Source organism: Pseudarthrobacter leeuwenhoeki, from assembly GCF_055412885.1.
The window spans coordinates 65,577-85,032 of the sequence record NZ_JBVAYY010000013.1 but is presented as its reverse complement, the minus strand read 5'-3'; the positions used below and the strand labels follow the sequence as shown (position 1 = coordinate 85,032).

Below are 19,456 nucleotides of genomic sequence, written 5' to 3'. Positions count from 1 at the left end.
GCCGCCTAGAGCGGCCTACCGCCGAGAGGCGTATCCGGTTCGGCACCATTTTCATGCCCTTGCGCACCCCGCGGGCCGGCCGTCTCGGTGCCCCTGTTCCGGCCGTACCGGGCCCACTTCATATTACAAAGGCCGCCGGGGGCTCTTTTCCGGCGTTCTCAAGCCGAACGGTAAAGTAATTCTTATGCGCGGGTCACCACCACCTCAGAGACCCGGCAGCCACCACCCGTGCACCTCCCTCCCGAAGACCGGTAATCACACGTGAAGCTGCGCCTTTTCCCCCAGGAGCCCGCCGGGCTGAACCTCCTTGCCCAGCTGGCAAGCCAGATCGTGCTGGCCACGGGCACCCTTTCCGAGATCCTTGGCGCCCCGGCCAGTGAGAATGCCCGGCTGGTGGAGGACATGCACAACCATGAGGCGAAGGCCGCGGAGCTGCACTTCGCTCTGCTGACCCACATGCGGACCACCTTCGTGAGCCCGCTCCCCCGCGAAGACATGTACGCCCTCTCCCGGCATCTCAATGAAGCGATGGAAAAACTCGACGCCGCCGCCGAGATGGTGTCCCTCTACAACCTGGACCGTCTGCCCAAACGCGCCGCGGAACAGCTGGAAATCATCAGCAGGCAGGCCGAGCTCACCGTCGACGCCATGCGACGGCTGGACAACCTGGACGATCTCGAGGACTACTGGATCGAGGTCCTCCGGCTGGCCAAGCGCGCAGAGAGCTCCCACCGCGTCTGGGTGGCGGACATGCTCAACGAAATGAAGTCGGCGCGGTACGCCCGCACCCGCGACATCGCCGACCAGCTGGTCGACGTCACCCGGGACATGCGGAAGATCGCGACCCAGGTGGGCAGCATCATCGTCAAGGAATCCTGACGTGATGATCTTCCTGTTTGCCCTGGTGGTGGTCTTCGCCGGGGCATTCGCCTTCCTGAACGGCTTCAGGGACGCCTCGGCGGCGGTGGCACTGGCCGTCCGGACCCGGGCCCTCACCCCCACCGTCGCAGTACTGCTGGCCGGATTCTTCAACTTCATCGGCGCCGGGCTGAGCGCCGCCCTGGCCCTCGCGGTCAGCCAAACCTGGGTGCAGCTGCCCGCGGGGGCGAACGGGCTGACCATCCTGGTGGCGGGCCTGGTCAGCGCCGTTCTCTGGGGAACCTACGCCTGGTGGCGGGGCATCCCGTCGTCCTCGACACACGCCCTCGTTGGCGGGCTGGCCGGCGCAGGAATCGCGAGCGTAGCTGTCGGCGGGAACGCCGTCGGGGGCGTTGACACGTCCTTGCTCTTCCAGGTGGTGCTTCCGCTGCTGCTCTCGCCGCTGATTGCGTTCATGGGCGCCTACCTGCTGGTCTGGCCCGCGACGTGGGCCGCACGGTACACACCGCCGAGCGTGGTCAACGGCCGCTCGCGGAGGGCCCAGAGCATTGCAGTGGGCGCCGTGGCGCTGGCCCACGGACTGCAGGACGGCCAGCGCACCAGCGCCGTCCTGATCCTGGCGCTGATGGCGTCCGGGCTGTCCGACGGCAGCGAGATGCCAGTCTGGGTGGCGCTGTTCACCGCGGCACTGTTGACCGCCGGGACCCTGGCCGGCGGCTGGCGGATTTCCTACACCATCGGCTACCGGATGATCCGGATGGATCCTCTGCGCGGCTCCGTGGCGCAGCTGTTCAGCTCGGCCATTCTGCTGGTGGGCGCAGTCGGCCTACAGTGGCCCATCTCCACCTCGCACACGGTCACATCAGCCGTGCTGGGCGCCGGCACCAACCAGGGGTTCCCCGCCACCAACCGGAAAGTCGTGAGCCGCGTGCTGATGTTCTGGGTGATCACGCCGGCAGTCACCGCGGCAGTGGCGTTCGTGCTGGCGCTATCCCTGTCACCGCTCGCGGCACTCTAGCGCGCGGTCCGGTGGTCCCCCGTCGGAGCGCTTATCCGAAGCGGCCGGAAACGTAGTCCTCGGTGGACTTCTCGGTCGGGTTGCTGAACATGGTGTGGGTGTCACCGTACTCGATCAGCCGGCCCGGCTTTCCGGTGCCCGCGATATTGAAGAACGCCGTCTTGTTCGACACACGGGCAGCCTGCTGCATGTTGTGGGTCACGATCACCACGGTGTACTGGTCCTTGAGCTCGTTGATGAGGTCCTCGATGGCGAGCGTGGAGATCGGGTCCAGCGCGGAGCACGGCTCGTCCATCAGGATGACCTGCGGCTCCACGGCGATGGCGCGGGCGATGCAGAGCCGCTGCTGCTGGCCGCCGGACAGGCCGGAGCCGGGCCTGTCCAGCCGGTCCTTGACCTCGTTCCAGAGGTTGGCGCCCTGCAGGGAGCGCTCCACCAGCACGTCGGCCTCCCCCTTGGACATTTTCTGGTTGTTGAGCTTCACGCCGGCCAGTACGTTGTCTCGGACGGACATCGTGGGGAACGGGTTTGGCCGCTGGAACACCATGCCGATCTGCGAGCGGACAGTGACCGGGTCCACGCCGGGGCCGTACAGGTTGTCGCCATCGAGCAACACCTCACCCTCGACCCGGGCACCGGGGATCACCTCATGCATCCGGTTCAGGGAGCGAAGGAAGGTGGATTTGCCGCAGCCGGAGGGTCCAATGAAGGCGGTGACGGACTTGGGCTCGATATTGATGTTGACGTCTGCGACGGCCAGGAATTTGCCGTAGTAGATGTTCAGGTCCTTGACGTCGATGCGCTTAGACATGATGTTCCTTCACTTGCTGGAGGTACGGGCTGAAGTTTTGGTCCCCGGCGCCGGGCTAGCGGCCGGTCTTGGGGGCGAACGTGCGGGCAATAAGGCGGGCGCCGAGGTTGAGCAGCATCACCAGGATGATGAGGACCAGGGCGGCTCCCCAGGCGCGCTGGGAGGACGGATCCGGGTTGGATGGCGAGGTGGGGTTGAGGATCTGCGTGTAGATGAATGTGGGCAGCGAGGCCATCCAGCCGCTGAACACGTTGAAGTTGATCGAGGTGGCGAAGCCCGCGGTGACCAGGATCGGGGCTGTTTCGCCGATCACCCTGGCAATCGCGAGGGTGACGCCCGAGGCGATGCCGGAAATCGCCGTCGGGATGACCACCTTGAGGATGGTCCGCCACTTGCGGACGCCCAATGCGTAGGCCGCTTCGCGGAGTTCGTTCGGGACGATCTTGAGCATTTCCTCGCTGGAGCGGACTACAACGGGGATCATCAGCACGGAGAGCGCGACGGCGGCGACAGCACCGGTTTTGGTGCCCGGCCCGACGATTGCGAAGAAGAACGCCGCCGCGAACAGGCCCGCCACGATCGAGGGGATGCCGGTCATGACGTCCACGAAGAACGTAATGGCGCGGGCCAGCGGGCGGTCGTTGCCGTACTCCACCAGGTAGATGGCACTCAACAGGCCCACCGGCACCGAAATCACGGTCGCCATCGCTGTGATCAGCAGCGTGCCGGTCAGGGCGTGGAAAATGCCGCCGACCACCGGAGTGCCGTTTTCGACACTCTTGTTGTCAAAGGTGCCGGTGACGCCGTTCATCGAGGTGGAAAGGAAGCCGGGCTCCATGAGTCCCGGCAGGCCGTTGACCAGGACAGTCCAGATCACGGAGAACAGGGGCAGCAGCGCAACGAGGAACGCGCCCACTACAAGGCTGGTAGCCAGTTTGTCCTTGGCGCGGCGGGAGCCTTCCACTGCGGCGCTCCAGCCGACGAGGCCGACGGCGAAGATGATCGCCGAGACGATTCCCCAACCGAGGGCGTTGAAGCCGATCAAGGCCAGGACCGCCGCGCCGAGAACCAGGGCGATGCCGAGAACCAGATAGGGTGCCCACCTCGGGAGCTGGCCCTTGGTGAGGGCCGAGCGCTTCTTCACTGGGGTCAGGGTGGCGGTCATTTAGTTGGCTCCCGAGAATTCTTTGTGCCGGCTGATGATCCAGCGCGCGATCATGTTTACGGCGAGGGTGATGACGAACAGGACCAGGCCTGCGGCGATCAGCGTGTTGACCTTCAGGCCGCTGGCCTCGGGGAAGTTCAGCGCGATTTCAGCGGCGATGGTCTGGTTTCCGGACTGGATGAGGCTCGCTGTCAGTGCGCCGGAGGACAGTACGAGCGCGACGGCCATGGTCTCGCCGAGGGCTCGGCCCAGGCCCAGCATGACGGCACTGATGACTCCGGGGCGGCCGAAGGGAAGCACGGCCATCCGGATCATTTCCCAGCGGGTTGCCCCGAGGGCCAGCGCGGCCTCCTCGTGCAGCTTGGGGGTCTGCAGGAAGATTTCCCGGCTCAGCGAGGCGACGATGGGCAGGATCATGACGGACAGCACGATTCCCGCGGTCAGGATGGTCTTTCCCGTGGCCGAGGCCGGGCCCTGGAAGATCGGCAGCCAGCCCATGTTGTCGGCCAGCCAGTTGTAGGCAGGCGAGATCTCCTTGGCCAGGAACGCGGCGCCCCAGGCACCGTAGACCACGGAGGGGATCGCAGCCAGCAAGTCTACCACGTAGCCCAGGCCGGAGGCGAGCTTACGCGGGGCGAAGTGCGAGATGAAGAGCGCTACTCCGATCGCAACCGGCGTCGCGATCACGAGGGCGATGACGGCCGCGATAAGGGTGCCAATGACGATCGGCCAGATGTAGGCGAAAAAGCCTTTGCCACCCTGGATCTCATCCGGGGAGGCCACGAGGGCGGGGAACGCCTGGATGAGGAGAAAGAGCGCCACTCCGAAGAGCACGGCCAGGATCAGGCACCCAGCGGCCATGGTGGCTGCGGAAAAGACCTTATCTCCGGCGCGGCCTGCGCCCCGGGACTTGGTCATGGAGGTGGTGGTCACTTCACGATCCTTCAGATCTTTGTGTACGTCGGACAAACACGTTGGTTCCCTGCCCCGGCATGGCCGTCGATGACGGCCGGACCGGGACAGGGAACCAGAATCAGGCTGGCGTTTACACTAAGCCTGTCAGCGCCAGGAATCCCTAGGACTTGACCTTGATGGACTCAATGGACTTGAGGGCCTTGTCCTGCAGGTCCTTGGACAGCGGAGCGGACTTGGCGGCATCAGCGGCCGCGGTCTGACCGGCGTCGGAGACTACGTAGCTCTCGAAAGCCTTCACGAGGTCCACGGTCTTCTGGTCAGCGTAGGTGCTGCAGACGATGTGGAAGGAAACCAGCACGATCGGGTACGCGCCTTCGATGGTGGTGGCGCGGTCCAGCTTGATGGAGAGGTCGTTGGCGCTGCGGCCCGCAACCGGCTTGCCGGCGTCGACTGCCTTGGCTGCTGCCTCGGCGGAGATCTTCGTGTAGGACTCGCCCACCTTGATCAGCGCGACGCCCAGCTTGCCGCTCACGGCTGAGTCATCGGCGTAGGTCACGGCGCCCGGGGTGTCGGTGACGGTCTTGACCACACCGGAGGTGCCCTTGGCGTTCTCGCCCTGGAGGGTTGCCGGCCAGACACCGGAAGCCTTGTCGGTCCATGCTTCGGGGGCTGCGGCGGCCAGGTAGTCGGTGAAGTTGGACGTGGTGCCGGAGTCATCCGAGCGGTTCACCGGGGTGACCGCGAGGTCCGGCAGCGTGGCGTTCGGGTTCTGGGTGGCGATCGCGGGGTCGTTCCACTTGGCGATCTCGCCGCGGAAGATCTTGGCGACCGTGACGGCGTCGAGGTTCAGTTCCTTGACCTCGGGCAGGTTGAAGGCCACGGCGATCGGGGAGATGTAGACCGGGAGGTTGAGGGCGGCGTCGGGTCCGCACTGGGTGGTGGAGCTGGCGTACTCGTCGTCCTTGAGGTAGGCGTCGGAGCCGCCGAACTGGGCGGATCCGTCCAGGAGTGCCTTGCGGCCCGCACCGGAACCGTCCGGGGAGTACTGCACAGTGGCGCCCTGGTTCGCGGAGGCGAAGTTGGTCTTCCACGCGTCCATGGCAGCACCCTGAGCGGAGGAGCCGATGCCAGTCAGCGTGCCCGTCACCTGGGGACCGGAAGCGGCGGAGGTGGCGGGAGCGGTGCCCGTTGCGTTGTCCGAACCACAGGCGGTCAGCGCGAGAGCGCCGACTGAGATGACAGCGATAGCCGCGTTGCGGCCGAAGCGGAGTGCCTTCACTTAGATGTACCCCTTCCAGGGATTTTCTGAATGCGTGCCGGGCCGGAGAAGACCAGACAGGGATGCGTACGGTTTGTACCTTTATTGAAGGTAGGTGCCCCAGATGAAGAGAATGGCCGACCAAGATGAACGAAGGGTTAACGACGCCGGGACATTGGCTTACATCGGCCGGCCCCCGTTGCGTTAGCCGAGTCACAGCCGTAAGGGGGTTCCCGCGGACGGTCGGACGGCACACCGGCCAATAGACTGGAGCGCATGGCCCCCGCTATTGGATTTTCCGCAAGCGCCCGATTCCTGCGCGGCAGGGTCCGCACGGGTCTGGTCCGGAGCCGGAACTCCCTCGTGCCGGCCATCCAGATGACCGCCTGCGCCGTCGGCGCCTACGCGTTTGCCGAGAACGTGCTGGGCCACAGCGGCCCGCTCTTCGCTGCCACGTCCTCGCTCATTTCCCTGGGCTTTTCCCGGGACCCGCGGCTGCGCCGCGTGATCGAGGTCGGCCTGGGCTGCACCATCGGCATCGCGGTCGGGGACCTGCTGCTGCACTGGCTGGGCGCCGGGATGTGGCAGGCCGCCGTCGTGCTGCTGTTCTCGATCCTGCTGGCAAGGTTCCTGGACAGCGGCACGATTTTCACCACCCAGTTGGGGCTGCAGTCCCTGCTGGTGGTTCTTTTGCCGGCGCCGGCCGGGGGCCCGTTCACCCGCAGCATTGACGCCATTGTGGGCGGCGTGTTCGCCCTGCTCGTGACGGTCCTCATCCCGAAAGACCCGCGCCGCGAGCCCCGCAGCGACGTCAAAAAGCTCCTGCACGAACTCGCCGAGATGCTGCGCGAATGCGCCTCCGCGCTGAGCTACAGCGACTCCACCCAGGCCTGGCATGCGCTCATCCGCGGGCGGAACTGCCAGCCGCTCATCGATGCCATGCGCCAGTCCCTGCGGGCCTCCGGCGAGGTCGCCACCCTGGCGCCGGCCTACCGCCGGCACCGGGACGAGCTGGACCGGATGGAGCAGTCGCTGGACTACATCGACCTTGCCCTGCGTAACAGCCGCGTCTTTGCCCGCCGACTGACCAGCGCCATCAACCATGCGGCACTGTCCGACGACGCCACCCAGAACATCGCCGACGTCCTCCGGGACACGGCCGACGCCGTCGACGAACTCTCCCTGGGCCTGGCGGAAGTGCACGACGGCGCCCGCCGCGCGCACCTGCGGACGGCCCGGACTGAGCTGCGGGAGATCGCCGGCCGGCTGCACCCGCGGCTGCTGGACGTGCAGCGGCTGGAGGGCGAAGCGGTGGTCATGCTGTTCCGCCCGCTGATGGTGGACCTGCTGGAGGCAGCCGGCGTCGACTCCCGGGAAGCCCGGGACATCCTTCCGCCGCTGTAGCCGCCGCTGCGCGGAAGCGTGGGCACGGAAGCGTGCTTGTCGGCGTCCGCCGATAGGGTGGAGCAATGGCTACCAAGACTTCCCGGGCGACCAAAGCGCCGGGCTACAAATGCGCCGAATGCGGCTGGACCACGGCCAAGTGGGTGGGCCGCTGCGGCGAGTGCCAGGCCTGGGGCAGCGTGGAGGAAACCGGCGGCGCCGTAGCGCGCACAACGGCGGCCGCCACCGTGCTGGAGCCGGCCCGCCGGATCGCGGAGGTCGACGCCACCACTGCGGCTTTCCTGCCTACCGGCGTGGACGAACTGGACCGTGTCCTCGGCGGCGGGCTGGTCCCGGGTGCCGTGATCCTGCTGGCGGGCGAACCCGGGGTCGGCAAGTCCACCCTGCTGCTGGACGTCGCGGCCAAGTTTGCCCGCACCGCGCAGGACGTTCTCTACATCACGGGCGAGGAATCCGCCGCGCAGGTCAAGCTCCGCGCGGACCGGATCGACGCCGTCGCCGAATCCCTGTACCTCTCCGCCGAAACGGACCTCGGCCAGGCCCTGGGCCAGGTGGAGAAGCTTGAGCCGCGGCTGCTGATCGTGGACTCCGTGCAGACGCTGAGCAGCGCCGACGTGGAAGGCAGCGCCGGCGGTGTCTCGCAGGTCCGGGAGGTAGCTGCCTCCCTGATCGCCGCGGCCAAACGGCGCAACATGACCACCCTGCTGGTGGGGCACGTGACCAAGGACGGCTCCATCGCCGGTCCCCGGCTGCTCGAGCACCTGGTGGACGTGGTGTGCCAGTTCGAAGGCGAGCGCCACTCCCGGCTGCGGCTGCTGCGGGCGGTCAAGAACCGTTACGGCCCCACGGACGACGTCGGCTGCTTCGACCTGAACGAGGACGGCATTGTGGGCCTGGCCGATCCCAGCGGGCTGTTTGTCTCCCGGACCAAGGAGCCGGTCTCCGGTACCTGCATCACGGTGACCCTGGAGGGGCGCCGCCCACTGCTGGCCGAGGTGCAGTCCCTGCTGGCCGAAAGTTCCAGCTCGCAGCCGCGGCGGGCCACGAGCGGGCTGGACAGTTCCCGGGTGGCCATGCTGCTGGCCGTCCTCCAGCAGCGGGCCGGCTGCCTGCTGAACAAGGACGATTCCTACGTGGCAACCGTGGGCGGGGTGAAACTCAGCGAGCCCGCCACGGACCTCGCCGTCGCGCTGGCCGTGGCCTCGGCGAAGGCCAGGAAACCCCTGCCGGAGCGGCTGATCGCCTTTGGCGAAGTGGGGCTCGCCGGCGAGGTCCGCCCCGTGCCCGGCATCAACCAGCGGATCCACGAAGCCCACCGGCTGGGTTTCACCCATGCCGTGGTGCCCGCGAGCCCCAACGGCCCGGGCCCGGTGCCGGCGGGCTTCTCGGTGCGGGAAGTAGGGCACCTGACCGAAGCGCTGAGCCTGCTGATCAGCTGACGCTGCCCCGCCGCCCCCCGGTCCGGCGTTTCGCCCGAAAGGCGACCTAGGGCCCTATCACTTAACCGGTATCCGGCGGAAGATGGGAGCAGTGGGGGGTAGGGACGGTCACGGGCGAAGGGATCAGGCCATGATGGGTTACTACGGTAACGGCTTCGGCTGGATGTGGCTCTGGGGTCTGTTGTTGCTGGTAGGGATCGCGGTGCTGGTGCTGCTCGCGGTCCGCCTCTTCACCGGCGGAGCCAGCCGCGACCGGCCCGAACAGTACGGGCCCGCCGGGTCCTACGGCGCCCGGCCTTATGGCCCGCCGGGGACTCCCCCGGGTGGCCCGGGTTATCCGGGCGGCAAAAGCCAGGCCCGGCTGATTCTCGATGAACGATTCGCCAGGGGCGAGCTCACCGCTGAGCAGTACCGCGAGAATATGAAAGTACTCGGCGAGGAGCCGTAATGCGGCCGATCAGCCGCCGCGACGCCCTGATAGTGGGCGGCCTGGGCGCTGCGGCCACTGTGGCGGGCGGCGCCGGGCTGTGGTGGTCCTTGAATTCCACGCAGCAGCCCAACGGCGGCGGCAACAGCGGCGGCAACAGCGGGAGCGCTTCGCCCCCGCAGGGTGCCGAGCTGCGCGGTCCCGCCGAACTTCGCAGCGCAGACGGCCGGCTGGAGCTCACCCTTGACGCCGCCCCCGGACGGGTGGAGCTCGGCGGCCGCCAGGCCCGCGCACTCTGTTACAACGGCACCGTCCCGGGCCCCACCCTGCGCCTGCGGCCGGGCGATGAGCTCAACGTCAGGCTCGTCAACGGCCTCAGCGAACCGACGAACCTGCACGTCCATGGCCTCCATGTGTCCCCGCAGGCCGACGCGGACAATGTGTTTATAGCGGTCCTGCCCGGACAGGGCGTTGATTACCGTTACCGGCTGCCGCCGGACCACCCGCCGGGCGTGTACTGGTACCACCCGCATCACCACGGCATGGTCGCGGACCAGATCTTCGCCGGTCTTTTCGGGGCGATCATCGTCGAAGATCCGGAACCCATCCCGGTGAGCACAGAACGGGTTCTGCTTGTCTCGGACACCTCCCTGGACAGCGCCGGGAACATCGCCGCCGTGTCGCCGATGGAACGCATGGCGGGCCGGGAGGGTGGACTGCTCCTGCTCAACGGGCAGAGCGACCCGCTGTTCACTGCCCAGCCAGGCGCCCGGGAGCGGTGGCGGATCATCAACACCTCCGTGGCCCGCTATCTCCGGCTCCGGCTCGACGGCCAGCAACTGCAGCTGCTCGGCATGGACTCGGGACGGTCCCCCGAACCCGAAAGCGTCGACGAACTTCTGCTGGCCCCGGGCAACCGGGCGGACCTGCTGGTGACCGCCGCCGCCGGCGAAGCCGCGCTCCAGGCCCTCCCCTACGACCGTGGCGCCATGCCGGGGATGATGATGGGGCGGGGGGCGGTGCCCGCGCGCGGGGCGGGCACGCTGGCGACCTTCCGGGTCAGCGGCGCCGCCGCAGCCCCGCCCGGCGCCGTCACGTCCCGGCCGGCCCAAGAGGACCTGCGGACTGCCGCCGTCGCCGCACGCCGGCAGATCGTCCTGTCCATGGGTGCGGGACCGGGACGCCGGGGCGGGGGCGGGGGGATGGGCGGCATGGGTTTCACCATCAACGGCCGCGAATACGACGAGGCCCGCACGGACACGACCGTCGCGGCCGGCACCGTGGAGGAATGGACACTCGTCAACACCAGCCCCATGGACCACCCCTTCCACCTGCATGTGTGGCCGATGCAGCTCATCGACGACAACGGCCAGGCCGTCGGTTCTGTAGTGATGCGGGACGTGGTGAACGTGCGGGCGAACGGGCGCGCCACTGTCAGGATCGCGTTCCGCGACTTCAGCGGACGCTCGGTGTACCACTGCCACATCCTGGACCACGAGGACCTGGGCATGATGGGCGTGATCGAGGTCCGATGACCCGGAAACCCCTTGCCGAGTATACCCCCTAGGGGTATGGTAAAGCATGCCGGGCACAGCGTGGCGATGTTCAAAAACAGGTTCTGACTGACCCTGGTCCTGGCTGTACCCGTGGTTTTTTCAGCCCCATGTTCGGGCACCTGCTCGGCTACCAGGCACCGGTCTTTCCCGGCTCCGCGTGGATTCCGCCGGCGCTGGGCACTGCCATCTTCTTCTACGGCGGCGAGCCGTTCCTCAAGGGCGGCCTGACCATGAGCTGAAAAGCCGCAAACCGGGGATGATGCTGCTGATCGCCATGGCCATCACCGTCGCCTTCACCGCATCGTGGGTGACCACCCTGGGGATCGGCGGCTTCGACCTCGACTTCTGGTGGGAACTGGCCCTGCTCGTCGACATCATGCTGCTGGGGCACTGGATCGAAATGCGCGCCCTCGGCTCGGCCCAGGGCGCCCTGGATGCCCTCGCGGCGCTGCTGCCGGACGAGGCGGAACGCCGCACGGAGTCAGGAACCGAAACCGTCAGGGTGTCCGAGCTCAGGAGCGGCGACACCATCCTGGTCCGGTCCCCAGCGAGCACCCCCTGGCCCGCGAGATCGTGGCGGCCGCCCGAGGGCGCGGGCTCCCGGTCCCACAAGCGAGCGGTTTCACGTCCCTGACCGGCCGCGGCGTCCGCGCCACGATCGGCGGCAGGACGGTCCCGGTGGGCGGCCCGGCCCTGCTCCGGGAACTCGGCGCAGCGGAACCCCCAACGCTGGCCGCCGTCACGGCTGCCTGGCGGGACCGGGGCGCGGCGGTGCTCCACGTGGTGGACGGCACCACCGTGCTGGGTGCCGTGAGCCTGGAGGATGCGGTGCGCCCGGAATCCCGCCAGGCGGTCGCGGCCCTGCAGGACCGGGGAATCAAGGTTGCCATGATCACCGGCGACGCCCGGCAGGTGGCCCAGGCCGTGGCCACCGAGCTGAACATCGACGAGGTGTTCGCTGAGGTCCTCCCGGCGGACAAGGACAAGAAAGTCGCCGAACTCCAGTCCCGCGGCCTCAGGGTGGCCATGGTGGGCGACGGCGTGAACGACTCCCCCGCCCTGGCCCGGGCCGAGGTGGGGATCGCGATCGGCGGCGGAACCGACGTCGCGGTGGAGTCCGCCGGTGTGGTCCTCGCCGGGAACGACCCCTGGGCGGTGCTGTCGATGGTGGACCTGTCCCGGGCAAGCTACCGGAAGATGTGGCAGAACCTCGTCTGGGCCACGGGCTACAACATCGTGGCGGTGCCGCTGGCTGCCGGTGTCCTGGCCTTCGCCGGGGTGGTCCTCTCCCCCGCCGCCGGTGCTGTGCTGATGTCCGCCTCCACAATCGTGGTGGCGCTCAATGCCCAGCTGCTGCGGGGCCTGAAACTCAACCCCGCCGATGTCGGCGTAAAGTGACCCCTATGCCGGAGACCAGCCCCCGCCGTTCATCCTTCGGGCAATCCTTTGCCCGCGTCGGTCCGCGGATGGACGCCCGCGGGGCAGCGGAGCACCGCCGGCGCCTCCTGGAAGCGGCACACGGCTCCGTCGTCGAAATCGGGGCGGGCTACGGGGCCACCTTCCCGCTCTACCCCTCCGCGGTGACGGGCGTGCTGGCCCTCGAACCGGACCCCACGCTCCGGGAGCTGGCCCGGGCCGCCGCGGCCAGGGCGCCGGTGCCGGTCACCGTTGAAGACGGCGTGGCGGAGTCGCTGCCGGCGGTGGACGCCTCGGTCGACGTCGTTGTCTCCAGCCTGGTGCTGTGCAGCGTGGCGGACCAGTCTGTTGCCCTGGCGGAGGTGGTCCGGGTCCTGCGGCCGGGCGGCCTGCTGCTGTTCTATGAGCACGTCCGTTCGGCGCACCTCGTGCTGGGGGCCGCCGAGGACCTTCTCACACCGCTGTGGAGCCGGATCGCCGGCGGATGCCATCCGAACCGGAACACCGCCGCCGTGATCGCCGGAGCGGGGCTGACGGTGCAGACCCTGGAGCGCTTCGGCTTCTCGGTCCTTCCCGGCAACCCGCGGGTGGCCCACGTTCTCGGGGTGGCCGGCAAACCCTGAGCGCCCCTCCGCGCGGCATTCCCAGACCCGAAGCCTGGGCCGGGTACACCCCACCAACACCACCGAACTGGTGGAGCGCCTGAACGGTCCAGGACAGCGCAATTACGCGCACCAGGGATCACGGCAAGCCGGTCACGCTGCCCCCATCGCCTGCCGGGTCCGGGGTTTCGGGCCGGTGGACCATGACGAGGTTCAACGGCCATCTTGGTCCTGCAGGGAAGATGCTTCCAGGCGCAGCAGGCGAATGGCATCCGCCAACCCTGCCCCGGTTGCCGGTACTGGTGCGTCACGGGCCAGAGCTGCCCGCAGACCGACGAGGGCCTGGGCCAGCGGCGGGCAATCACGGCAACTTTGGAGGTGCTCGTCAACCGTTTCCATGATTCGGAGCTCCAGAGTCCCGTCAAAATACTGTCCAAGGTGCCCGCGCGCGTCACGGCATTCCTGGCTCTGCCCGTCGATGACGCCGGGCGTCTCGGACAGCGCCTGGATCAGGCGAAGCCTCGCCCGCTGAATCCTCTTATACACCGCAGCGGAAGACCACCCGCTTAATTGCGTGATTTGAGCCGCACTCCATCCTTCACCGTCGTGAAGAACGAGGACCATTTTGTCCTCGACGCCGAGCGTCGACATGGCCGCCCGGAGCCATTGCCGGTTCTCCGCTTTCTCAACGATCCCGGCCGGGTCGCCAACCGTCAGAGAAATCAGATTCAGACCATCCAGGGTTGCGGCCTGTGGAAGGCTTCGGGCCCCAAGATCGGTGGCTCTGTTCATCAGGATCCGGTGGAGCCACGTGGACAGGCGAGCGTCCCCACGAAAAACTTCCCTAGCGCGCCACGCCCGTTCGAGGACGTCTTGAACCAGGTCATCGGGTTCCATGCCCGCAGGAGCCATACGCGACGCCGCACGCCGCAGCCGGGGTAACTCTTCTTCCAGTCCTGCGACGAATTCTTCCGCACTCAGCATTAGCTCGCTCCTACATGTCCACTTCACCGGCCGGCGGCGTCTAACACAGTATCTACCCGAGAAACGGAGAAGGATCATGGAATTTGTAAGCTTCATGCGCGGCACTGCCGGCAGGGCCTTGCGGATAATAGCCGGGCTGGTGCTGGCTGCAGTAGGAATTCTGACCGTCGGCGGCCTATGGGGCACCCTGCTGGCTGTCCTCGGCGGGGTCATGATCGCTGCCGGAGTCTTCAACTTCTGTCTGCTGGCTCCACTCTTCCACGCCGACCTATGGGGCAAACCCAAGCGCACCGACCTCCGGGGCTCGGATTCGTGATCGATAACGACTTCGTCACCCGGCCTGCGACCCCCGGGGGCGCATCCGCTCACTAGCTTGACCTCGACCCGGGCTGTGGGACAGCGATCATCATCGGCTGTCCCACAGCCCACTACACCTCCCCTCACTACAAACCATTCAGAAAGAGGACAGCCAAAACGACCACCAACGCAACCTATCCCCGCTCGTTCTCCCACATCGGACTCAGTGTTCCCGACCTGAAAGCGGCAGTGAAGTTCTACTCCGAAGTCCTCGGCTGGCACGTCGTCATGGAACCGACCACGATCGAAGAAGACGACAGCCCCATCGGTGTTACGTGCACCGACGTCTTTGGCTCCGGATGGCAATCATTCAAAATCGCGCACCTGTCCACAGGCGACCGCGTCGGAGTGGAGATCTTCCAATTCAGGAACTCTGAGCGCCCGGAGAACAACTTCGAGTACTGGAAAACCAGCGTCTTCCAGTACTGCGTCCAGGACCCCGACGTCGAAGGACTGGCAGCAAAAATCGTTGCCGCCGGAGGAAAGCAGCGCATGCCCATCCGCTACTACTACTACACCGGCGAAAAGCCCTACCGCATGGTCTACTGCGAGGATCCCTTCGGAAACCTCATCGAGATCTACAGCCACAGCTATGAACTCACTTACTCGGCAGGCGCCTACGACGCCTGACAATTCCCGATCGCGCCCGAGAATCATGGGCGTGCTTCATCCGAACGAGACGGCCCCCTACCCCTCGATTTGGCTCAACGAGTCCGGCACTACCCGCAGCTTCACAGCCGCCTCGGCTTCTCCGACCGATACCGGGCCCACGGCCGTGAAGAGCTCTTGTTTGTCCTGGACCGCCACTGGAAACGCCTTGGCCGGTCACTGACCCCGAGGACTACACGGATGCCCAAGCGATCGCCGCGATAGAACGGATCACCCGCGGCAACTACCGGCTCCTCGAGCGGCTATTCCCCCAGATCCGGGCGTTCCTCCACGCGGCGTTCCCGCCCGGGCACGCAAAAAGGGCGCCTGCCGCAATGGCAGGCGCCCTTCAGTCAACCCAGTTGAGCCCCGGCGCTTAGGCCTTTTTGGGCGGCAGTGCCAGCTTGAAGACCTTGGCCCAGGTGGAGCCGACCTGCTTCCAGATCGGTCCGGTGGTGTACGGCAAGCCGTAACGCTTGCAGATCTCCTGCACCTTCGGCGCCACCTCGGCGTAGCGGTTGGACGGAATGTCCGGGAAGAGGTGGTGCTCGATCTGGTGCGACAGGTTGCCGGTCATCAGGTGCATGAACTTGGAGCCGGATATGTTGGCGGAGCCGATCATCTGCCGCACGTACCAGTCCCCGCGGGTCTCCCCTTCCACCATTTCCTCGGTGAAGGTGTCCGTCCCCTCGGGGAAGTGTCCGCAGAAGATCACCGCGTGCGCCCAGACATTGCGGACAGCATTCGCGGTCAGGGTGCCGTACAGCGCCTGCTTGCCGGAGCCGGTCAGCATGGCGACGGCGGGAGTGGCAGCGTAGTCCTTGGTGAACTGCGTGAGCGCCTTGCGGCCAAGGGCCTTGAGGTCCTTGGTGAGGGCTTCCTTGGACTTGTTGCCCTCCTTATAGTCGACCAGCTCGAGATCGTAGATCGCGATGCCCCACTCGAAGACCGGTGCCAGCAGGGCGTTGTAGAGCGGGTTTCCCAGGTTGAACGGCTTCCATTCCTGGTCCGCGTCCATCCGCAGCAGGTTGTATCCGACGTCGTTGTCCTTGCCGACGACGTTGGTCCAGCGGTGGTGCAGATCGTTGTGGGTGTGCTGCCAGGAGCGCGCCGGGGTAACGAAGTCCCATTCCCAGGTGGTGGAGTGGATGTCCGGGTCCCGCATCCAGTCCCACTGGCCGTGCAGGATGTTGTGCCCGAGCTCCATGTTTTCCAGGATCTTGGCGAAGCTGAGCAGGGTGGTCCCGGCAACCCAGGCCGCCTTGTGCTTGCTGACCAGAAGCGTGGCGCGCCCGGAAATCTCGAGTCCGCGCTGGATCTTGATCATGCGGCGGATGTAGGCGGCGTCGGACGCTCCGCGCTTGGCGAGGATGTCGTCCTTGATCGCGTCGAGTTCACGGCCCATCTCGGCGATCTGCTCGTCGGAGAGATGCGCGGCCGCCGGCGGCCGGAGGGTCGGGCTGCCCGTCTCGGCAAGGGCGCCGGGCCGCGTCTTCACGGCAGCGGGCGCTTTGCGCTGGGGAGCGTCCTCGGAAAGGTCAGGCTTGTCGGAAACAATCGTCATGCGGGTACTCCTCAGAGGTCGAGGTTAACGGGTCCGGCGGCTGCCGAAACACACGTCTGGATTAGTTGGCCGGGTTCGCCATGGACTTCGTCCGTGCGCAGGTCACGGACCTGGCCGGCCCGGAGGGGGATGAGACAACTGTGGCAGATGCCCATGCGGCAGCCGCTGGGCATCAGGACGCCGGCGTCCTCGCCGACGTCGAGCAGCGGGGTGTCGCCGCCGGCTTCGACTTCGCGGTCCGACGACTCGAACGTGACCAGACCGCCGTCGTGCCCTGCGCCGCCAGCCAGCTTGGTGCTGAAGCGTTCGATGGTAAGGGTGGCCTCCGAGGCGGGCTCGGCGGCTGCGGTCTCCGCCTCCCAAAGGGCCTCGGCGTCGTCCAGGAAGCTTTCCGGGCCGCAGGCGTAAGCGGCCCGCTGGCGCCAGTCCGGGCAAAGCTCTTCCAGCCCGGCAACGGAGCTGAAGTCAAGCCGCCCACGTTCCCCGGTGAACCAGTGGATGACGCGGAAGTTGGGGAACTGGTCCGCGAGTTCGGCCAGTTCCTCGCGGAAGATGGCGTCCGCGGGGGTCCGTGCCGTGTGGATGAGGACGACGTCGGAGTCCGGGCGGTGCGGGACGAGCGTGCGGATCATCGACATAACCGGGGTGATGCCGCTCCCGGCGGTGAGCATCAGCAGGGGCCGCGGGTGCTCCGGAAGGAGGAAGTCGCCCTGCGGCGGCGCGAGGAAGAGCACGTCACCTGGCTTCGTGTTGCGCACGAGCGTCCCGGAGACGGCCCCCATGTCACTGACAGTGATGGCCGGGTCTTGCCCGGCGGGGGCGCTGAGCGAGTAGGACCGCCAGTGGCGGACACCGTCGAGCTCGACGCCTATACGGGCCCACTGGCCGGCAAGGTGTGCTTGCCAGCCGCGGCCGGGACGGAAGAAAATGGTGGCGGAATCGGCCGTTTCTGGAACCACCCCTGTGACCACGCCGCGCAACTGGCGGGCGGAAAACACAGGATTGAACAGCGACAGAATGTCTTCTGGAGCCAGTGGGGTGGTTAATAGAGATGCGGCACGCGCCAGCTTACGGAGCCGGATCATTCATTAATCGTATGTCAGAAAAGGCCACAATTCTTCACTCAAGGCATACGATCGACGGGAAGAAACTATCTCCCCGCAACAACTTTGGAACCAGCCTCATGAACGCTTCCCCGACGGCGACGCCCGCCTCCCCCGCCTACGACCCCCCGTGGCTCGCCCTGCCCCGCGAGGTCAGCGACGTGCTCCGGCCGATGATGCCGGGCATCGTCGAAGCCATCATCGACGCCGTGCCGCAGCTCGTGCCGGCCTACGCCAGGCCGATCGAAGGCCGTTTCGGGCGGGGGCTGCGCCGGGGCGTGGCAGCCGCACTGGAGCGCTTCCTGCAGCTCCCGGGAACCCGGCTGCCCGCCCTTTCGGAGGAAAGCAGGCAACTCGTGGCAGGGCTGGGAAGCGGCGAATTCCGCCAGGGCCGAAGCATGGATGCGCTGCTGAGCGCCTACCGGACGGGCGCCCGCGTGACGTTCCGCGAGATGTCCCGGGTGTCCGTGGAACACCACCTTGGCCAGTCCGTGGTGGTGGACCTGGGCGAATCGATCCTGGCCTACATCGACGAACTGTCCGCGGTCAGCGCCGAGGCGTATGCCTTCGAACAGTCCGAACGGGCCGGCGCGGTGGACCGCCGGCGCACCGAACTGCTCGATCTGCTCCTGCTGGGGCAGGCCGACGAGGCGGCCCTGCGCCAGACGGCCGCCATGGCGGACTGGTCCCTGCCGCAGCGGATGATGGTGGTGACCCTGCCGGTGAACCGGTCCGCCGGGCTGCGGATCCGGCTGGGGGCGGGAACCCTGGTTATCGAACGCGAGACCGACGCCGTTGCACTGGTGCCGGCACGGCAGTCCGCGGCAGCGCGGGTGGACCTGGACCAGGCGCTGCGCGGCCGCGGGGCCGCGGTCGGGCCGGCCGGAAGCTGGGAAAAGGTCCCGGATTCGCTGCGCCTGGCAGTGCGCGCCGCCTCGGTGCTGCCGCCCCGGGACGGGCCGGAGGACCCTCCGATCTGGGCCGACGAGCATCTGGCCGAGGTGATTCTCGGGGCGGAGCCATCTGCCATCGCGGAACTGGCCAACCGCCGGCTGGCGCCCCTGGAGGGGCTGCGCCCGGCCCAGCGCGAGCGGCTCGCGGAGACGCTGTTGTCCTGGCTGCGGCACTGGGGCCAGCGCGCCCCGGTGGCGGCAGAGCTCGGCATCCACCCGCAGACCGTGGGTTACCGGGCAGCACAGCTGCGCGAACTGTTCGGAGACACCCTGGAGGACCCGAAGGCGCGGTTCGAGCTGGAACTGGCGCTCCACGCCGGCCGGCGTTAAGTCGCGTCCATGCCGCCCTGCTGATAGGCGAAGTGCTGCGAGCCGATGTCCGAGAAGATCTCCTTTTGCATTGAAAGGAACGTTTCCTCGTAGTAGGCAAGGTCCGACCCGCCCAGGGAAGCCAGGAGCGTGATCCAGCTTCGTTGCGCGGGGTCCGTGCCATCCAGCTGTTCTGACAGGTCCTGGCCGGCTGCGGCTGCCTTTCCGAGCACCGCCAGGTCCTCGAAGCCGGCGATGAAGGTTGGCCCCACCTGGTTGGCCATCCCGATCCACTCCATTCGGGGATCGTCCCTGTACAGCTCAGCGTAAAAGGCGTACACCTTGTAGATCTCGGCGCGGTTGTGGTCAACGCCCTTGGACGGATCCCACCGGCTGGAGTCGATCCCGGCCTCGCGCATGGCAGATTCGGTCCAGTACTGCTGGAGGAACTGGCCGTAGCCGTTCTTGTTCCCCCGTGCGTCCGAAGGGGCCATGGCACCAGTGTCCACGAGGCCGTCCAGAACGGTCTTTGCCGCATCGGCGCGGGACTGGCTCTGCCGGACCCACAGTTGGAATTCCTCGGACTTCAGGTAGGCATCGCGTTGTTCAGGGGTCATGCCGCTGAGCTTGTCCGTCAGTTCCTGGGCG

18 protein-coding genes and 2 pseudogenes are annotated in these 19,456 nt (G+C 67.2%); 12 read left to right on the top strand and 8 right to left on the bottom strand.

The window, feature by feature from the left end; genetic code table 11:
• Positions 1-261 precede the first annotated feature (261 nt).
• Positions 262-879: a DUF47 domain-containing protein gene (locus ACZYX4_RS13200; protein WP_463876565.1), complete on the top strand. Its 618-nt coding sequence runs from the start codon at positions 262-264 to the stop codon at positions 877-879.
• A gap of 4 nt (positions 880-883) precedes the next feature.
• Positions 884-1,897, top strand: coding sequence for an anion permease (locus ACZYX4_RS13195; protein ID WP_463876676.1), 1,014 nt, complete (start codon positions 884-886; stop codon positions 1,895-1,897).
• A gap of 31 nt (positions 1,898-1,928) precedes the next feature.
• Here ACZYX4_RS13195 and pstB read toward each other — a convergent pair whose 3' ends face one another.
• The 4 genes from pstB to pstS all read right to left on the bottom strand — a co-directional run bounded on the left by pstB (position 1,929) and on the right by pstS (position 6,067).
• Positions 1,929-2,708, bottom strand: a complete 780-nt coding sequence (gene pstB, locus ACZYX4_RS13190; protein WP_463876563.1) for a phosphate ABC transporter ATP-binding protein PstB — start codon at positions 2,706-2,708, stop codon at positions 1,929-1,931.
• Positions 2,709-2,763: 55 nt separating this feature from the next.
• Entirely contained in the window at positions 2,764-3,873 is a 1,110-nt protein-coding gene (pstA, locus tag ACZYX4_RS13185) for a phosphate ABC transporter permease PstA (RefSeq protein ID WP_463876561.1), read from the bottom strand.
• The gene (gene pstC / locus ACZYX4_RS13180) at positions 3,874-4,806 is read right to left on the bottom strand and encodes a phosphate ABC transporter permease subunit PstC (RefSeq protein WP_463876559.1); all 933 of its coding nucleotides are present in this window, start codon (positions 4,804-4,806) and stop codon (positions 3,874-3,876) included. It lies immediately after the preceding gene.
• 142 nt (positions 4,807-4,948) lie between these two features.
• A complete protein-coding gene (pstS, locus tag ACZYX4_RS13175; protein WP_463876557.1) occupies positions 4,949-6,067 on the bottom strand; it encodes a phosphate ABC transporter substrate-binding protein PstS in 1,119 nt (372 codons plus the stop codon).
• A gap of 255 nt (positions 6,068-6,322) precedes the next feature.
• Between pstS and ACZYX4_RS13170 the strand changes: the two genes are divergently transcribed.
• The 6 genes and pseudogenes from ACZYX4_RS13170 to ACZYX4_RS13145 all read left to right on the top strand — a co-directional run bounded on the left by ACZYX4_RS13170 (position 6,323) and on the right by ACZYX4_RS13145 (position 12,911).
• A complete protein-coding gene (locus ACZYX4_RS13170; protein ID WP_463876555.1) occupies positions 6,323-7,450 on the top strand; it encodes an FUSC family protein in 1,128 nt (375 codons plus the stop codon).
• 65 nt (positions 7,451-7,515) lie between these two features.
• Entirely contained in the window at positions 7,516-8,889 is a 1,374-nt protein-coding gene (gene radA, locus ACZYX4_RS13165) for a DNA repair protein RadA (protein ID WP_463876553.1), read from the top strand.
• A 130-nt stretch (positions 8,890-9,019) separates the two neighbouring features.
• Positions 9,020-9,337: an SHOCT domain-containing protein gene (locus ACZYX4_RS13160; protein WP_463876551.1), complete on the top strand. Its 318-nt coding sequence runs from the start codon at positions 9,020-9,022 to the stop codon at positions 9,335-9,337.
• Positions 9,337-10,851: a multicopper oxidase family protein gene (locus ACZYX4_RS13155; protein ID WP_463876550.1), complete on the top strand. Its 1,515-nt coding sequence runs from the start codon at positions 9,337-9,339 to the stop codon at positions 10,849-10,851. The genes ACZYX4_RS13160 and ACZYX4_RS13155 overlap by 1 nt, the downstream gene beginning before the upstream one ends.
• Positions 10,852-10,979: 128 nt before the next feature.
• Positions 10,980-12,270, top strand: a pseudogene (locus ACZYX4_RS13150) (HAD-IC family P-type ATPase); the annotation flags it as partial.
• Positions 12,271-12,275: 5 nt separating this feature from the next.
• Positions 12,276-12,911, top strand: a complete 636-nt coding sequence (locus ACZYX4_RS13145; protein ID WP_463876548.1) for a class I SAM-dependent methyltransferase — start codon at positions 12,276-12,278, stop codon at positions 12,909-12,911.
• Positions 12,912-13,103: 192 nt separating this feature from the next.
• Here ACZYX4_RS13145 and ACZYX4_RS13140 read toward each other — a convergent pair whose 3' ends face one another.
• Positions 13,104-13,874 carry a sigma-70 family RNA polymerase sigma factor gene (locus ACZYX4_RS13140; RefSeq protein WP_463876546.1) on the bottom strand — a complete coding sequence of 257 codons (771 nt, stop codon included), beginning with the start codon at positions 13,872-13,874 and terminating at the stop codon, positions 13,104-13,106.
• Between the two features lie 76 nt (positions 13,875-13,950).
• On the opposite strand from ACZYX4_RS13140, the gene ACZYX4_RS13135 reads away from it, so the two are divergent.
• The 3 genes and pseudogenes from ACZYX4_RS13135 to ACZYX4_RS13125 form a co-directional block, all read left to right on the top strand.
• Positions 13,951-14,190: a YgaP family membrane protein gene (locus ACZYX4_RS13135; protein ID WP_463876544.1), complete on the top strand. Its 240-nt coding sequence runs from the start codon at positions 13,951-13,953 to the stop codon at positions 14,188-14,190.
• 86 nt (positions 14,191-14,276) lie between these two features.
• On the top strand, positions 14,277-14,861 hold the full coding sequence (locus ACZYX4_RS13130) for a lactoylglutathione lyase family protein (protein WP_463876674.1): 585 nt from the start codon (positions 14,277-14,279) through the stop codon (positions 14,859-14,861).
• A gap of 75 nt (positions 14,862-14,936) precedes the next feature.
• Positions 14,937-15,169: pseudogene (locus ACZYX4_RS13125) on the top strand (AAA family ATPase); the annotation flags it as partial.
• Positions 15,170-15,255: 86 nt separating this feature from the next.
• Here the strand turns inward: ACZYX4_RS13125 and ACZYX4_RS13120 are convergent.
• Positions 15,256-16,443: a fatty acid desaturase family protein gene (locus tag ACZYX4_RS13120; RefSeq protein ID WP_463876542.1), complete on the bottom strand. Its 1,188-nt coding sequence runs from the start codon at positions 16,441-16,443 to the stop codon at positions 15,256-15,258.
• 11 nt (positions 16,444-16,454) lie between these two features.
• Positions 16,455-17,528: a ferredoxin reductase gene (locus ACZYX4_RS13115; RefSeq protein WP_463876540.1), complete on the bottom strand. Its 1,074-nt coding sequence runs from the start codon at positions 17,526-17,528 to the stop codon at positions 16,455-16,457.
• 98 nt (positions 17,529-17,626) lie between these two features.
• Between ACZYX4_RS13115 and ACZYX4_RS13110 the strand changes: the two genes are divergently transcribed.
• Positions 17,627-18,829: a PucR family transcriptional regulator gene (locus ACZYX4_RS13110; RefSeq protein ID WP_463876538.1), complete on the top strand. Its 1,203-nt coding sequence runs from the start codon at positions 17,627-17,629 to the stop codon at positions 18,827-18,829.
• Here ACZYX4_RS13110 and ACZYX4_RS13105 read toward each other — a convergent pair.
• Positions 18,826-19,425, bottom strand: a complete 600-nt coding sequence (locus ACZYX4_RS13105) for a hypothetical protein (protein ID WP_463876536.1) — start codon at positions 19,423-19,425, stop codon at positions 18,826-18,828. The genes ACZYX4_RS13110 and ACZYX4_RS13105 overlap by 4 nt on opposite strands.
• Positions 19,426-19,456 lie beyond the last annotated feature (31 nt).

Bases quoted from the DNA above. Each gene is read 5' to 3' on its own strand.
- ACZYX4_RS13155 (WP_463876550.1), top strand. From the start codon at position 9,337: ATGCGGCCGATCAGCCGCCGCGACGCCCTGATAGTGGGCGGCCTGGGC.
- ACZYX4_RS13160 (WP_463876551.1), top strand. From the start codon at position 9,020: ATGATGGGTTACTACGGTAACGGCTTCGGCTGGATGTGGCTCTGGGGT.
- ACZYX4_RS13110 (WP_463876538.1), top strand. From the start codon at position 17,627: ATGAACGCTTCCCCGACGGCGACGCCCGCCTCCCCCGCCTACGACCCC.
- pstA (WP_463876561.1), bottom strand. From the start codon at position 3,873: ATGACCGCCACCCTGACCCCAGTGAAGAAGCGCTCGGCCCTCACCAAG.
- ACZYX4_RS13135 (WP_463876544.1), top strand. From the start codon at position 13,951: ATGGAATTTGTAAGCTTCATGCGCGGCACTGCCGGCAGGGCCTTGCGG.
- pstB (WP_463876563.1), bottom strand. From the start codon at position 2,708: ATGTCTAAGCGCATCGACGTCAAGGACCTGAACATCTACTACGGCAAA.
- ACZYX4_RS13195 (WP_463876676.1), top strand. From the start codon at position 884: ATGATCTTCCTGTTTGCCCTGGTGGTGGTCTTCGCCGGGGCATTCGCC.
- ACZYX4_RS13140 (WP_463876546.1), bottom strand. From the start codon at position 13,874: ATGCTGAGTGCGGAAGAATTCGTCGCAGGACTGGAAGAAGAGTTACCC.
- radA (WP_463876553.1), top strand. From the start codon at position 7,516: ATGGCTACCAAGACTTCCCGGGCGACCAAAGCGCCGGGCTACAAATGC.
- ACZYX4_RS13120 (WP_463876542.1), bottom strand. From the start codon at position 16,443: ATGACGATTGTTTCCGACAAGCCTGACCTTTCCGAGGACGCTCCCCAG.
- ACZYX4_RS13105 (WP_463876536.1), bottom strand. From the start codon at position 19,425: ATGACCCCTGAACAACGCGATGCCTACCTGAAGTCCGAGGAATTCCAA.
- ACZYX4_RS13115 (WP_463876540.1), bottom strand. From the start codon at position 17,528: ATGATCCGGCTCCGTAAGCTGGCGCGTGCCGCATCTCTATTAACCACC.
- ACZYX4_RS13170 (WP_463876555.1), top strand. From the start codon at position 6,323: ATGGCCCCCGCTATTGGATTTTCCGCAAGCGCCCGATTCCTGCGCGGC.
- ACZYX4_RS13145 (WP_463876548.1), top strand. From the start codon at position 12,276: ATGCCGGAGACCAGCCCCCGCCGTTCATCCTTCGGGCAATCCTTTGCC.